General features: G+C 37.8%; 24 protein-coding genes and 3 pseudogenes. 15 read left to right on the top strand and 12 right to left on the bottom strand.

Going from position 1 to position 13,200, the window contains the following annotated elements:
* Positions 1-48: 48 nt before the first annotated feature.
* From AACL31_RS13225 to AACL31_RS13205, 5 genes are all read right to left on the bottom strand, one after another.
* Positions 49-1,053, bottom strand: coding sequence for a replication protein (locus AACL31_RS13225; RefSeq protein WP_339053233.1), 1,005 nt, complete (start codon positions 1,051-1,053; stop codon positions 49-51).
* Positions 1,054-1,284, bottom strand: coding sequence for a transcriptional regulator (locus AACL31_RS13220; protein WP_339053232.1), 231 nt, complete (start codon positions 1,282-1,284; stop codon positions 1,054-1,056).
* 77 nt (positions 1,285-1,361) lie between these two features.
* The gene (locus AACL31_RS13215) at positions 1,362-1,532 is read right to left on the bottom strand and encodes a DUF2740 family protein (protein WP_310513258.1); all 171 of its coding nucleotides are present in this window, start codon (positions 1,530-1,532) and stop codon (positions 1,362-1,364) included.
* 66 nt (positions 1,533-1,598) lie between these two features.
* A complete protein-coding gene (locus AACL31_RS13210) occupies positions 1,599-1,943 on the bottom strand; it encodes a CII family transcriptional regulator (protein WP_339053231.1) in 345 nt (114 codons plus the stop codon).
* A gap of 109 nt (positions 1,944-2,052) precedes the next feature.
* A complete protein-coding gene (locus tag AACL31_RS13205) occupies positions 2,053-2,253 on the bottom strand; it encodes a Cro/CI family transcriptional regulator (RefSeq protein ID WP_310513092.1) in 201 nt (66 codons plus the stop codon).
* Between the two features lie 97 nt (positions 2,254-2,350).
* On the opposite strand from AACL31_RS13205, the gene AACL31_RS13200 reads away from it, so the two are divergent.
* The 4 genes from AACL31_RS13200 (at position 2,351) to AACL31_RS13185 (ending at position 4,189) form a co-directional block, all read left to right on the top strand.
* A complete protein-coding gene (locus tag AACL31_RS13200; protein ID WP_310513093.1) occupies positions 2,351-2,830 on the top strand; it encodes a helix-turn-helix domain-containing protein in 480 nt (159 codons plus the stop codon).
* Positions 2,831-2,922: 92 nt separating this feature from the next.
* Positions 2,923-3,210, top strand: a complete 288-nt coding sequence (locus AACL31_RS13195) for a type II toxin-antitoxin system HigB family toxin (protein ID WP_310513094.1) — start codon at positions 2,923-2,925, stop codon at positions 3,208-3,210.
* Positions 3,207-3,764 carry a helix-turn-helix domain-containing protein gene (locus AACL31_RS13190; RefSeq protein ID WP_310513095.1) on the top strand — a complete coding sequence of 186 codons (558 nt, stop codon included), beginning with the start codon at positions 3,207-3,209 and terminating at the stop codon, positions 3,762-3,764. The genes AACL31_RS13195 and AACL31_RS13190 overlap by 4 nt, the downstream gene beginning before the upstream one ends.
* The gene (locus AACL31_RS13185) at positions 3,764-4,189 is read left to right on the top strand and encodes a hypothetical protein (protein ID WP_310513096.1); all 426 of its coding nucleotides are present in this window, start codon (positions 3,764-3,766) and stop codon (positions 4,187-4,189) included. Before AACL31_RS13190 ends, AACL31_RS13185 begins: the two co-directional genes overlap by 1 nt.
* Before the next feature lie 269 nt (positions 4,190-4,458).
* Here AACL31_RS13185 and AACL31_RS13180 read toward each other — a convergent pair whose 3' ends face one another.
* Positions 4,459-4,635, bottom strand: a complete 177-nt coding sequence (locus tag AACL31_RS13180; protein ID WP_310513097.1) for a hypothetical protein — start codon at positions 4,633-4,635, stop codon at positions 4,459-4,461.
* A gap of 107 nt (positions 4,636-4,742) precedes the next feature.
* On the opposite strand from AACL31_RS13180, the gene AACL31_RS13175 reads away from it, so the two are divergent.
* On the top strand, positions 4,743-5,084 hold the full coding sequence (locus tag AACL31_RS13175; protein WP_310513098.1) for a hypothetical protein: 342 nt from the start codon (positions 4,743-4,745) through the stop codon (positions 5,082-5,084).
* 17 nt (positions 5,085-5,101) lie between these two features.
* Positions 5,102-5,626, top strand: a complete 525-nt coding sequence (locus tag AACL31_RS13170; RefSeq protein ID WP_339053230.1) for a hypothetical protein — start codon at positions 5,102-5,104, stop codon at positions 5,624-5,626.
* 293 nt (positions 5,627-5,919) lie between these two features.
* Here AACL31_RS13170 and AACL31_RS13165 read toward each other — a convergent pair whose 3' ends face one another.
* Entirely contained in the window at positions 5,920-6,447 is a 528-nt protein-coding gene (locus tag AACL31_RS13165) for a super-infection exclusion protein B (RefSeq protein WP_339053229.1), read from the bottom strand.
* A gap of 164 nt (positions 6,448-6,611) precedes the next feature.
* Here AACL31_RS13165 and AACL31_RS13160 point away from each other — a divergent pair, with 164 nt between their 5' ends.
* Complete coding sequence (locus AACL31_RS13160) at positions 6,612-6,887, top strand: hypothetical protein (RefSeq protein WP_339053228.1); 276 nt, start codon at positions 6,612-6,614, stop codon at positions 6,885-6,887.
* A 29-nt stretch (positions 6,888-6,916) separates the two neighbouring features.
* On the opposite strand, the gene AACL31_RS13155 is transcribed toward AACL31_RS13160, so the two are convergent.
* Positions 6,917-7,441, bottom strand: a complete 525-nt coding sequence (locus tag AACL31_RS13155) for a super-infection exclusion protein B (RefSeq protein ID WP_310513160.1) — start codon at positions 7,439-7,441, stop codon at positions 6,917-6,919.
* Between the two features lie 319 nt (positions 7,442-7,760).
* Here AACL31_RS13155 and AACL31_RS13150 point away from each other — a divergent pair.
* The 4 genes and pseudogenes from AACL31_RS13150 to AACL31_RS13135 form a co-directional block, all read left to right on the top strand.
* Positions 7,761-7,874, top strand: a pseudogene (locus AACL31_RS13150) (hypothetical protein); the annotation flags it as partial.
* A gap of 104 nt (positions 7,875-7,978) precedes the next feature.
* A pseudogene (locus AACL31_RS13145) lies at positions 7,979-8,062 on the top strand (pentapeptide repeat-containing protein); the annotation flags it as partial.
* A 39-nt stretch (positions 8,063-8,101) separates the two neighbouring features.
* Positions 8,102-8,320: a hypothetical protein gene (locus AACL31_RS13140; RefSeq protein ID WP_339053227.1), complete on the top strand. Its 219-nt coding sequence runs from the start codon at positions 8,102-8,104 to the stop codon at positions 8,318-8,320.
* 14 nt (positions 8,321-8,334) lie between these two features.
* Positions 8,335-8,592, top strand: coding sequence for a hypothetical protein (locus tag AACL31_RS13135; RefSeq protein WP_339053226.1), 258 nt, complete (start codon positions 8,335-8,337; stop codon positions 8,590-8,592).
* Positions 8,593-8,665: 73 nt separating this feature from the next.
* Here the strand turns inward: AACL31_RS13135 and AACL31_RS13130 are convergent, their stop codons facing one another.
* Positions 8,666-9,157 carry a coiled-coil domain-containing protein gene (locus AACL31_RS13130; RefSeq protein ID WP_339053225.1) on the bottom strand — a complete coding sequence of 164 codons (492 nt, stop codon included), beginning with the start codon at positions 9,155-9,157 and terminating at the stop codon, positions 8,666-8,668.
* Positions 9,158-9,258: 101 nt separating this feature from the next.
* On the opposite strand from AACL31_RS13130, the gene AACL31_RS13125 reads away from it, so the two are divergent.
* The 3 genes from AACL31_RS13125 to AACL31_RS13115 all read left to right on the top strand — a co-directional run bounded on the left by AACL31_RS13125 (position 9,259) and on the right by AACL31_RS13115 (position 11,087).
* Positions 9,259-10,047: a KilA-N domain-containing protein gene (locus AACL31_RS13125; protein ID WP_339053224.1), complete on the top strand. Its 789-nt coding sequence runs from the start codon at positions 9,259-9,261 to the stop codon at positions 10,045-10,047.
* On the top strand, positions 10,028-10,180 hold the full coding sequence (locus tag AACL31_RS13120; protein ID WP_339053223.1) for a hypothetical protein: 153 nt from the start codon (positions 10,028-10,030) through the stop codon (positions 10,178-10,180). Before AACL31_RS13125 ends, AACL31_RS13120 begins: the two co-directional genes overlap by 20 nt.
* A gap of 145 nt (positions 10,181-10,325) precedes the next feature.
* Positions 10,326-11,087: a Bro-N domain-containing protein gene (locus tag AACL31_RS13115; RefSeq protein ID WP_339053222.1), complete on the top strand. Its 762-nt coding sequence runs from the start codon at positions 10,326-10,328 to the stop codon at positions 11,085-11,087.
* A 21-nt stretch (positions 11,088-11,108) separates the two neighbouring features.
* Here the strand turns inward: AACL31_RS13115 and AACL31_RS13110 are convergent, their stop codons facing one another.
* The 3 genes and pseudogenes from AACL31_RS13110 to AACL31_RS13105 form a co-directional block, all read right to left on the bottom strand.
* Positions 11,109-11,558: a tail fiber assembly protein gene (locus AACL31_RS13110; protein ID WP_310513153.1), complete on the bottom strand. Its 450-nt coding sequence runs from the start codon at positions 11,556-11,558 to the stop codon at positions 11,109-11,111.
* Between the two features lies 1 nt (position 11,559).
* Positions 11,560-11,856: a gp53-like domain-containing protein gene (locus tag AACL31_RS21065; protein ID WP_409014164.1), complete on the bottom strand. Its 297-nt coding sequence runs from the start codon at positions 11,854-11,856 to the stop codon at positions 11,560-11,562.
* Positions 11,857-12,224: 368 nt separating this feature from the next.
* A pseudogene (locus AACL31_RS13105) lies at positions 12,225-12,570 on the bottom strand (phage head-binding domain-containing protein); the annotation flags it as partial.
* 147 nt (positions 12,571-12,717) lie between these two features.
* Between AACL31_RS13105 and AACL31_RS13100 the strand changes: the two are divergent.
* Positions 12,718-13,194, top strand: coding sequence for a hypothetical protein (locus tag AACL31_RS13100; RefSeq protein WP_310513154.1), 477 nt, complete (start codon positions 12,718-12,720; stop codon positions 13,192-13,194).
* Positions 13,195-13,200 lie beyond the last annotated feature (6 nt).

Genomic DNA, 13,200 nt, shown 5'->3' with positions numbered 1-13,200 from the left:
TACCCACGGATGAGTATTGATTTGATAATTGATTTCATGATGATTTTGTTAGAAAAATACCAAGCCGTTACTAACGGTAAACGTTGATGTGGTTGTTGCTTGAGGTTTGGTTGAATGGGATTGTATTACCGGTTTGTCATCCAGCCAGCGTTTGCCATTGAGGTAAGTGGCAGGATGTAACTTTTCAAAGCCAAATTGTTTAGCCTGTAACCTCGAACGGATATCAGCCACAAGAAATTCTGCAAACTGCTCAGGTGTTTCCCCAGTCTCCTTCCGCCACAACTTGAATTGAGTTTTAAATGCGGATTTGGCGGATTGCTTACCCACTTTGCGCTGAACCTGTGGCCAGAATATGCCTTCAAACGCTAAATCAATTGGATTTTGATTTGCTTTTGCAATTTCAGAGTCTGTTTTTTTCACCTCAGATCGAACGGGTTCGATCAATATGTTTTTATTCTCTGTTGTAATCTCTGTTGTAATCTCTGTATACGTATCACGTTTAGCCGTAGGGGGTGTTACGTTTTTTCGTAGGGGGTATTCCGTTTCAACGTAACCTCTATTGCATTTTTTCGTAGGAGCTATTACAGAAACTGATTCTAGTTCAGGGTGATTATTAACCCATTGTGTGGCGTTAGTTATCTCATCAATGCGTGCAGGAACAGGTTCAATAAACAAAACATTACAACAAGCCCCGGTTGAAGTATTAATTGTACGGAGTTCTAGGGTAATAATACCTTGCGATTTCAATCGCTTTAAGGCATCAGTCACTTCTCGTTTTGTAAATCCGAACTGATCAGCAAAAGATTGATAGCTACGCTGTAATTTGTCACCCTGAAAACGCTTGCGCCAGCCTTTCAGTTCGCCCGTACATTCGTCTCTGATTTCAGTTGGACGATACCAGTAAATAATTTCAGACAATAGAACAATAGCGGTGCTATCAGGCTTTCCACTTGGCATTTTGATATGATGCCACCAGTTAGCAGGGATAACATTACCAGACAGATTTAGACGCCCAATTTGGTTAACGGTCTCGGTTGGAGTAAGATGTTTCATTTACTTTCCCTCACTTAAAATGGTATATCCACGAGCGGATTCGACCTGTAGCTTAGAGTTATTATCAAGGGAGCCTATTTTTCGAACTTTTAAATACCCCTGCCTTGCCAGTGCGTTACGTTCCCGGTAGAATGCGTGCTTGCTACAACAACAGAAATCAGAAAATGCACTGTCATCAATAATCCTTTCTTCTGTACCGTCATGACTACCAGCCATTACAATTCTTACCATAATTAATCTATGAATTGGTTTAGCAAATGGATATGACATCGCAAAGTCTGATGGCGTGTTGTAATTATTGAACGATTTCATTTTGATTCCCTCATAATTGATTCTTGACGGTGTTTAAGCGTTAATTTCGCATCTTCTAATGCAGCTTTAAGCTTCTTGGCGGCTAATTCTGTGAAAGAGTGATTGAAGCTCTCTCGAATAATGTTTTTATGGATATTTGGCTGGTAAAATCGTCGTTTTTTTGGCATAATGACCTCGCTGAAATTGAAAGAAAAAAGGGAAATTCGGTGTTTCCCTTCTCCTTGAAATACTAATTAAATACAACCCTCGACTTGACATTTAGAGGCTTCATCGTTTTTTAACCTTGAAGCTTCTTTTTTTGGCAATCTCAAATGCTCCAGCATGTCTATCAGCTTGCGTATCTCTTCACCTGATATATTCGTTATGACTAAATCCTGCTTCGGTGAATCGTAGCCAATGCAATCAAGCAATTTTGCCATCTTCGGAATTATCCCATCCTCTGACTGCCATCTCGTGATTTGAGATGAATTTACACCAATAGCCTGAGCAATTCGTATTGCTGAATGCGCCTGAATGCCATTGCGTATTATGGCTTCAATGTTTTTTGCATTTGATTTGCGTGTAATTGTGGTTTCCATGTCTATAATTAATTCCATAAGTTTCAGATAATAGTTATCCCTCCCGATGGGCTGGGAATTTGAAATCTCCCAATTTCAGGGGGGCCAAGATGTTAAAGAGCGGTGTAAATTAGTTCGACTTTTGTTTGTTACTATTTGATGGAAAAGGTTTTATTTCTATTGCCTCTATTCCATTCTTAGTAAAATTTAAAAAAATTTTCCGATGTTGCTTCAATGCTCTGCTAACGGCTCCTTGGGTAATACCAAGTTCCTTAGCAGTTATTTCCTGTCCATGTCGGTTTACATAATCCTTAATAGTAATTTTGTTCATCCGAATCTCCTTTTAAATATATTATTACATTCGGTAATAACTCATGTCAATACCGAATGTATTTTTATAATATGATCAACGGTAATAAAATAAGAACATGAATAAGAAAAAACCTCTGACAAAAGAACAGCTAGATGATGCAAAAAGATTGAAATCAATCTACATGCTTAAAAAAAATGAACTTTGCATCACACAAGAAGATATAGCAGATCAATTAGGTATTGGTCAGGCTGCGGTTAGTCATTATCTAAATGGTGTAAATCCTTTAAATGCAAAAACTGTAGCTCTATTTGCAAAACTGCTAAAAGTAAAACCAAGTGACATCAGTCCATCAATAGCTTTAGAGCTAGAAGAGATAGCAAAATTAATGCTACCAACAGATTATAGTTATATGATACCTGACAATTCATATACAAAATTAACAAAGATAGAAGAAAACCTTTTAGATATGTTCAATGCTCTCACGCAAGAAGAACAAAAAAATTACTTGAAAGAAATTGCTGAGACTCGGGCTAATCTTGAACGAATCTATAAAGAAATGAAAGAAAAAGAGAAGAAGTCCAAAAGAGCATTGTGATGTAGGTGAGTATAGCAAAATAATACAGTACATCATATTTAATTTCCCATTTTGGGAAAATTATGCAACTATAAAATGGATGTAATGAGATTATGAGGGTGCTTGGAGTAAAAAAAATTCTATCATTCTGCAAGAAACATAATCAAGCCAAAGCTTATCTTGAGGCTTGGATGAATGAAGTAAAAACCGCTAGCTGGAAAACTACTCACGATATTAAAAAAAGATATTCCACAGCTAGCTTTCTATCTAACAATCGCATCATTTTTAATATCAAGGGAAATGATTATCGACTTGTCGTACAGGTTATATATGTTAATGGAATTGTTAACATTGAGTATATTGGCACTCACGCTGAATATGATAAGTGGAGGTTAAAGTGATAAATTTTAAACCACGCCTACTAAAAAATGAACATGACTATAACTTGGCCATGCAGAAACTAACTGAGTTGATGGAATTAAATCCTGAAATTGACTCTCCTGAGTCAGATGAGCTTGAGTTAATTTCTTTACTGATTGAGAATTACGAAACTAAAATTTTTAAAGTGAAAAAACCATCCGCTATAGATGCAATAAAATTTAGAATGGATCAGGAGGGTCTAACCCAAAAAGATATGGAAAAATATATTGGTTCTAGATCTAAAGTATCAGAGGTTCTTAGTGGTAAAAGAAAACTTAGTATGAGCATGGTATCTAAATTGCATTATAATTTAGGAATTTCATTGGATATTTTAGTACAAAAACCAGAAGACATTGATACCAGTAGTAACATTTATTTTATTAACATAAAAAAACAAATTAAGCTCGAAAATAGCAAAACTTATGAATATGACAACAATAACAGCGATACCTCCCAATGGTATCAGAGCGGTAGAGCATCACAAGAAAAACATATAATTTTCTCTGAAGATAATAAATTTAAGGGAATACATTAATGGACATCGAGTTAAAACATAAAAAAGTCGAATCAATTGAATTAATATCACTGACAAAAATTAACTCAGTAAAATTAAGCTCACTGATGGCAAAAATTGCATCAGAGCATGGTCAAGAGTTTCACATGGCCATAAATTACGAAATATACAGACACCAATCAAATAAAAAAACAGTTCGTATAAGGTATACAGTTATATACTTTATACAAGATAATTTTTCTCTATCATTAGCATATGATTTTTCTTTTAAATCTGATAAAGAAATTACAGAAGATTTCAATGCATCAGAAACGGCTAGAAAATTAGCTCCATCAATATCTTACCCATATATAAAATCATACATCGAAAATTTCCTTACCTTATCTGGATATAAGGATTTTGAAGTACCATTCATTGACTTCAACAAAGAACCGTTTGAATTTTAGTAGCCCTTGCTGCCCCTCCCACTTTTTCCTATCCTATTCACTTTTCACACAATCTAAAGTATATCCGCATCGTGACCTACGAATCTCCGTAGGTTTACCCTTCATCCTTGTTTTAACAATCCCTTTTTACCGTTGAAAAATAATTCTTTTAAAATCATTCAATAAAAATAAAACAATAAATTTATAATATATTCGGTATTGACTTTAATTATTACCGAATATAATATTAACTCCATCAACTCACTGCAACAGGCAAACGCCAGACAATACTACGAGTTATCTGAAACGTTGCCATACGTTGCTAAGTAGCCAGCCTGAGGCGTACGAACATGAAGGCAAGTGCAGTCATCAGTAACTAAGCAGTACCGCTCTTTAACACCCTTACGCTGAAAAAGCGAACCACAAAACACCCAAACAGTCGGTTTTGGGGTGTGTGAAATAGCCAAAATACAGTCATTAAGTTAAAACCAACACCAGGGCACTATTAATATGACTGTAAATTTGACTTGTTAGCTTTATCACACACCACCAAAACCCATTGTCAGGAGGTCATATGTGTAACTTTCATGGTTATGATAATGCTCGCCGTCGTCGACATGAGCGTAGAAGCGCCAAGCAAGCAGCCTATCACTATAACAAAGCGCTTAATATGGCATTAAAAGCAGCGTTAAATCCAAACAAACCCTCTCAGCAACAAACAACGCCAAACACCAAACGCCCTATTCTTTCACTGAAAAGAAAAGTGATAAATCGTGTAGAAAAAGCTATATCAATTCGTCCTACTAAAGTTTATGACGCATTTGATAATTGCTGCTTGCCTAAAGTAGCTTTGTACAGCGCTAAAAAGTTTAACAATAAACCTAAGTCTAATTTTGGAGTCACCGCTAACTGCTAATTGCTAAAGGGGTTAAAATGATTTTGACGGTCGATAAAAAAGCGCTTCTCAGTGCAATGATTTTTCAGGCTAAATGTGATGTCAGATATTATCTTAACGGCATCTGTTTTGCGCCTGACAATAAACTTTATTCGACTGACGGTTATCGGGTCTTTATTGGTGAGCATAAAACTGAAGCGCTGCATGAAAACGTGATTATTTCAATTAAAGGCACAAAATTTACTCGATTTGATAAGGCACAAATTGATACCCACTCTGGAATTGTGACTTATTTTGATGAAGATGAATTACGTGTTGGTGCAGCAATCTGTGAGGTTATTGACGGGGAATATCCTAACATAGAGCAAATGATACCAAAGGAAAATAAACCTGTTTCAATCATTGGCTTTAATGCGAGTTATCTCGCAGATATACAGAAAGTCGCCAAGATTTATAACCCCAAATACCAATCAATAAAAATTAAACCTAACGGTAATGACAATGCATCAATTGTCGAATTAAGCGAGAACGTGTCCGTAATCATTATGCCGATGAAGATCTAATTACCGTTTGACCTCCTCCTCGTACTTTAGGGCGAGGAGGAGGTCAACGATTAGCACAAAAATAGGAATATTTTCCAATGGAATCAGAAGAAAGCTTCTTGCGATAGAAAGTCGTTCCAGTCATCAAGCTCCATGCTTCATACTCAAGAGACTCAGAAGCCCATTTCTCTTTGTCAGCATTTTTGCCTGTGCTTCAGCGAGAGATTGCTCAAGGAGCAGTATAGACTCTTGTTTCTCGTTAATAGCCTCAAGTAACTTTGTATTTTCCGATTGTATATCGTGGAGTTTTTTCTTTATTTTTTCTTTTCATCAAAGAAACAGGTAAGCTGCTTGGCGCACTCGTAAAAATATTCTGGATTAATTGTAAAGTAATCTGAATATCTTGTACTTAAATGTTTTGTAACATCGTAGATAATGTTTTTTTCAATTAATGAGTTAATTATCAAATCTCCACGGTTACCGCCTAAAAATTTTTTACGGGTATCTACAAACATTGCCAAATAGGTTTTTTCTTCATATGAAAGATTAGCTATTTGAAAAGCAATCTTATTTTTATGGTTAGCCAGTTTTCTATTATCTATAATTAAAGCTAATTCCATTCTAAATAACTTGACCACTCTTTGTGTATTAAGGGCAAGCACAAAAGAAAGCGCAAAAACAAACACATGCCAAACATGAGGTATTCCAATCTTTGCATTAACACTCTGTCCCCAAGATTCAGGGCTGAGCATTAATAGTGAAACCCAAATAATGACAAACCACATAACCCTCTCCAGAGGTTCGCTATTAATAACACGACCAATGATCGCTAAAAGCTCCATTAATTATTCTCAATTCGTTGGGGTGAATTGATTATACATGATTTCATTCGTTGGGGAACGATGAAACCACCTTGCCTGACGTGGTTAAAAGCAGGCAATTAAATCATATTTGCAATCTTTCATTGCAATAACAGGTTCAAATGGGAAATTTAAGGGGATAAAAAATGACCATCGATTGCGAAGATAAAAGAATTATATTCAAAGAAAGTGCTGATTGCATCAGCCAATACGCTGATCACTTTGGCTATTCATCTTTCGGTGACACTAAGAATAGAATTGGCTCAATATCATTTTTTAAGCATGTAGTAGAATGGATCGATGATGAAAATACCAGACTGACAAGAGAAACAATTGCAAATATTAAAATGCCTGAAGAACAATTTCTAAGGCTAGCTGAATATATTATAGAGCAGCGTGAGAAGTCAAAAAATGAACAATAATAAAATCCAGATTTGTATTTAATTAAAGTTTAATCCCATCTAGATGAAAGCTTTATTATAATCAAAGAGGAATAATACTCATTAATTTTATACTGATTTTTATCTTGCTGATAGGCTAATGTGCCCAAATCAATCAGGATCCCTTTTTGAACCAATGTTTCTATCAGCGGGTTATTCCTATTGAATTTATTTACTGGGTACTTCAAATCTAAAAACAGACAAATAAAGTCTTTCTCATCATCCGTTAATTGGTCTATATATTTTTCGGCTTTACGCTTATATATCCAATTTAACAGTGAGTAATAAAAAGGCTTTATAAAATTGTAGGTGGCGCCGAGAATGGAAGACATAACATAACTAACACAAAATAATAGAATGTAGTACATCCAATAATTTGGAATAATTTCAGGATTGTAAAAATTTATCCATTCTTTTATCTGTGTTGGTGTAATAATTATTAATATTATCAAGATAATAAGCATATAAATCAATCGGTTTAGTGTTATTCCTTGCAGGAAGAAACGAACAAATTCCTGCCACCAAGTGTTGTTCATAGGCTTAATTTTCTCACTCTGTAAGGGTGAGATTATTTTAGCTCATATCTCCCTGTAGGGGTACAGGAGAAACCACCGAGCCTGATGTGGTGAAAAGACAGGCAACTAATAAATTCAAGGATGTGTGAATGCGGCTCTGCGCCCGTGGGACAGTCAACACTATAAATTATCTTTCAAATAGCTAAATAGAGTTTGATTGCGTTTACCCGTCCGTGATGACTGTAATCGGACACCGAGATGCACTCGGCATACATCCTATCTCACACAAATGTATAAGACCTAATCAGGTCTTTTTTATTGCCGAAATTAAGGGTAAAAAATGAACAGCGATGAATTAAGAAAAATACTTGATGAACATAAAGTTTGGGTAGAGTCGCTTGGCGAGGATGGATCTAAGGCCGACCTGTGTAGAGCCAAACTATATGGAGCCAAACTACGTGAAGCCGACCTACGTGGAGCCAAACTATATGAGCCAACCTATTTGAAGCCAACCTACGTGAAGCCGACCTACGTGGAGCCAAACTATATGGAGCCAACCTGTGTAGAGCCAAACTACGTGAAGCCAACCTATATGGAGCCAACCTATTTGAAGCCGACCTATATGGAGCCAAACTACGTGAAGCCAACCTATATGGAGCCAACCTGCCAGAGTTTACATTTATGATCATCGGTGAAACCTATCCAATCACAAATGGAGAATATCTGCGTGCTGGATGTCAGCATCATTCGGTAGAGAAATGGCGGCAATTTACCAAAGAAGAAATCTCAGGGATGGACGGTAGAAAAGCACTTGAATTCTACCCTCGTTTACTTGACATTCTGGATTTTTACTTGGGTAAAGGTGAACGCCCTGACTGGTTAAACCAAACAGCGCAATAAGAAGGAGTCTGCTTATGGAGCTCGATAATCCACGCATTGTAACAGCGAAACATCCCAATATGGGCAATTTGGTTGGAGTAACTAATGGTAGTCGTCATTTGAGCGATGCAAAATACTTAAGCAGCATTGATATATGGAATGACGACGACATGGAAACAAGAACTTTCAAGGAAATTATACAGTGCTTAACAAAAGAAAATGAGCGTCTTAAAAAAGAGAATCGAAGGCTGATGAAGATATATCGTGAAATTGGCGGGCTGTGCAGGACTTGAACCTGCAACCGAAGAATTAAATCCCCTGCTATACCATTCAGCTAACAGCCCAATGATAATTATAGTGCAAGAATTAGAAGAATTTCAGTATTGCCGTTGCAGCACTAATAGTCACAACGATTACACCACCAAGTTTTAAAAGTAATCCAGTAGCAATAGTTTCAACGTCTTTACGAATCAACGCTATCTGACCATCAGTTTTCTCAAAACGTAAATTCATCTCAGCAGATAAGTCTTTGCGAACATCAGCTATCTCAGCAGATAAGTCTTTACGGACATCAGCTATCTCAGCAGATAAGTCTTTGCGAACATCAGCTATCTCAGCAGATAAGTCTTTGCGAACATCGGCTATTTGAGCTTCATTTTTTTCGAAACGAGCAGCCATGTCTTTGCGAACATCAGCTATATCACGTTTGACTTCGGTAATATCAGCTTTAGTCGCTACATCAACCGCTTCGTGCGATTCACGAACAGCCAGAGATATAGCTTTTGCCTGGTCTTTAGGTAAACCAGCACCTTCAAGCGTTTCAACAAATTTTAATGTATCAAATGCAACTTGACCCATAGGGAATCCTCCTTTTTGGTAAGTATAACGGATTTCAGGTTCAATCTGCAAAATCTTTCACGTTAATACCTTCATTCGTTTCATTACGGAGAAATATTTTTATGTCTAAATTAGTCGTTATCGAAAATACCGTTGTCCGTCAAGATGCTTTCGGGCGCTATTGCCTAAATGATCTGCATAAAGCTGCTGGTGATCTTAAAAAAGACAGTCCTGCATATTGGCTTGCTAATAAACAAACTCAAGAATTAATTGAACAATTTTTGAACGAGGACGGAATTCCGGTATCAGTCATTCGAGGAGGCGTAGAGCAAGGAACATACGTTGCTAAAGAACTAGTTTACGCGTACGCCATGTGGATTAGTGCTGCTTTCCATCTCAAAGTTATTCGCACGTTCGATGAAGTTATTGCTACACCTACACAACCGCTAACCGATAAAGTTAAGGCTGGATTAGCAATGCTGGCATTCTACAAACAAGAATTGCGTATTGCCCCTTCTGGGCTACTTGGCGCAATGAAAAAACTGCAATCTTCCCTTGGGATGCCGGATATACTACCTGCTTACGCTGTTGATGCACCAGAAGGCAGCTTGACAATGTCAAGCGAAGTGACACATTCTTTTACGGAACTTTTACTACTGCATGGCAAGCCCTATAGCCCTCAATCTGGCTTCAAACGGTTACAACTTCTGGGGATTGTTGAACGTAAAGCACGTCCAAGTAGCAAACATCCTGACAAGGAAAAATTATTCTGGTCATTGACAGAGAAAGGATTGCAGTTTGGTAAAAATCTGACTGACCCGAATAACCCACGTCAAACGCAACCTCACTTCTACGATAACCAGTTTCCCAGATTGTTAGGTGTCATGATGAATGGAATTGCAGCAGCATAATAAAACATTGACGAAAGAAGAAATCATGCGCTATAGTTTATCTGCATCTGAAAAATCAGATGTCGGGATTATCAACCTGCTTGAAGTAACCGCGACATATCACACGCCGCGAGCGTGTTTTTTAATGTCGTAATCTAGCCACAATTCAATGGTGGGCTGGATGGGGCAACCGAAAGGTTGGCCGGCGGTTACTCCGGTGTTGATAACCCTGTTCAGCTCACCGCCAATGAGATTATCAACTCTAGCGGTGAAGAATTTAAGTAACCACTGGAGGTCATATGACCACATTATCTATTACACCATTCACTTTTGAAGATCATTTAGTTCGCACTGTCCTTATTGATGATGAACCATGGTTCGTTGCTGTAGATGTATGCAACGCCCTTGATATTCAAAACCCATCTAAAGCCTTGAAAATTTTAGACAGAGATGAACGATCTAACTTTAAGTTAGGGCGTCAAGGAGAGGCAAACATTATCTCAGAATCAGGCATGTACACTTTAGTACTACGTTCCCGTGATGCAGTCAAACAAGGAACGCTACCTCATCGTTTTCGCAAATGGGTAACAAATGAAGTTCTCCCATCTATCCGTAAAACAGGCAAATATGAGCACCCTCAATACCAACCCGAAGCTCACGAAAAGTTTAGCAATAAAGATACTCAGAATCTCGCCCGTATCATTGCACTTATGACGCAAAACTTTCGTTTCAAACAAGCATGGAATAATGCTATCTGGTATGCGTTAAGGGAAGTGACAGGTATTCCCTCACCTTATCCTATGGAAGTCCGGCTAGTCCCTTCTATCGCTTCTGAATGTGAGCGTATCTGGCAGGTAACGGAAGAGCTTCAAGATGTGATAGCAGATGCAGAAAAAACAGCCATTAAACGAATTATTCGCAAACGTGAAAATGCAGATAAAGTTATTGCTGAGATAGAAACTTTGTTATTTCAAGCTGCACAGGATAACCAGCTAATGCTAAATGGTGCCCTTTCAAACTGGCATAAAGCGGAATTGACCCATTTCCTCCAACGCTGCTAATATCATGCCCCTTGAATGGGGCTATTCAGGCTTCTCAGGCCAATCTATCTCAGGCGCGGTTGAGGTATCCGTACGATAGACATTTAATCGATACAGTTTCCAATTCCTGAGCTGTGTTATTTCGTCCTCTGTTGCCATCTCCAAATCAACCGCATCTTGTAAGGGGATAATCGCGTCAGTTGCCCACTGCATTAGCCCTCTTTTTTCATTCTCAGCCTCTGCGATTAATTCTTTCTTTGGTCTAGGAGGGATATCAACCCAAATTGGGTCACCCTTTTCATTGGCACCTAACATTTTACCGAGTGGGGGCGGATTAAGCGCAAATTCACGATAAACGCTTTCAGGGACAGGTTTAGCATTATAATCCCAGCTACCGGCATTGATATAATCCATTTTCATTGAGCCTGCATACCAGGCTAACTCACTTGCACTAAAATACATTTGTTCTCCAAATCGATATGATGTCTCCATTTTATACTCCTATCGCCATCCAATAATAACCGTCCATAAACATATCACTGCCACCCGATATACTCCTTACATAATAATTAAATCCCCTTTTCGTTACATCATAAGCAATTCCTATAAACATAACACCAGAGTCTGTTCTATGCGCTTTAGAACTCGTCGTTATACTATAGACAGATGAAGAAAATGCAGTAGGAAAATTAATGGTATAAGAATTACCTTCTTTACTTCTATATCCCCATTGAATAATCAGGCCCGTATTCGGATCTTTCAGCCAACCATTTGCCGATTTATTTGTCATCCATTTAGCCGAATTTATTTTTGCATCGACTTCTGTTTTAGTATAGTTATCTTCCTGTATCGCCAGCGTGCCGTTTTTTTGCGGAAATAAAACCGTTGTTTTTGTGCCCGTATCATGCACCTGCGTTCTTTTTGAATTTCTGACGTAAGCAAACTCAGCACCGCTAAAACCGTTAGTGCCACCCAAATTGAAAATCGTGTCACCCGTGGATGATTCAACGTTCAATCTTTCTACCTTGAGGGGTTCTTTTGAGTCTTTCTTGGCAAAACTATCCGTACAGGCTTTTTGGCTCATCACCTCGGTTGTTGAGTTACCTGTCGTTTGTTTAATCGTTCCCTTTAATTTTTCAATATACTTTTCCGCCTGTTCTTTAAATCTATCAGGGTTATACTTTAATATATTTGGAAAATAGAACTGTTGTGCGCCATAAGCATCATAGACAGCCATTGAATGGCCTTCTACCGTGACGAATTTGGCTATCTGGCCATTATAAACTGGGAATCCAGATTGATTAATAATAATGGGTTGAGCAACAGGCACCGTTGAACCATCTTCATTTTCAATATACACTTTGACCTGGTTTTCGGGTACAGTCGGATCGGTATCAATCTTACCGATATAGATTTTACCGTTTGTGCATGCCTGAAACTTTCTTCTCAGGGTGAATAACTGAGCGGGCATACTGACGACAACATTAGGGTTAATGCCTGACATTTTTTCTCCAAAAATATATAATTACACTATAATCATGGTGTGTATTTAATTAAAGTTAGCTTCAACTTAAATAAAAATATCTGTAAATAATAACTATTCATTCAGCAATGATTACATTGGCCTAAACATTTAGGATTAAGTTAAGACATGAATAAATTATCAATTATGATTTCTTTACTTTTGGTTGGCTGTGCAAAAGTCAGTGACTATCAAGCCAGTTGTGAGCAGATATATCCTAAGCTCAGCGAAATGGCTAACTGCCTTGATTACAGCGTTAAGAACGATTCTCGCATGGCTTCTTCTTCCACTCCGAAACTGTATGTCTTAGCAGCAAAAATGTTAGGGCAACTTGTAGATCAGAAAAAAATCAGTGACGCTCAGGCTCGCCTTGAGCTGCAAAATTTATATGTCAACATTCAACGACAGGAAGCAGCTGACCAGCAAGCTCAAGGCACAGCTATTCAACAGGCGTTACTTGGATATCAAGCAATGAGCACTATGCAAGCTATAGAAAACAAAGCAAACCGCCCTGAGATTTATTACCCACCTGCAATTCCACATGGTAACGTATCAACAAACTGCTATCGCATGGGAAATAATGTGCACTGTAACAGTTCATATTGATAGAAG

It is taken from the genome of Arsenophonus endosymbiont of Crataerina pallida (genome assembly GCF_964020125.1).
GTDB lineage: Bacteria > Pseudomonadota > Gammaproteobacteria > Enterobacterales > Enterobacteriaceae > Arsenophonus > Arsenophonus nilaparvatae.
Note: the sequence above shows the minus strand (reverse complement) of the source record. Positions and strands in the feature narration are given on the sequence as shown.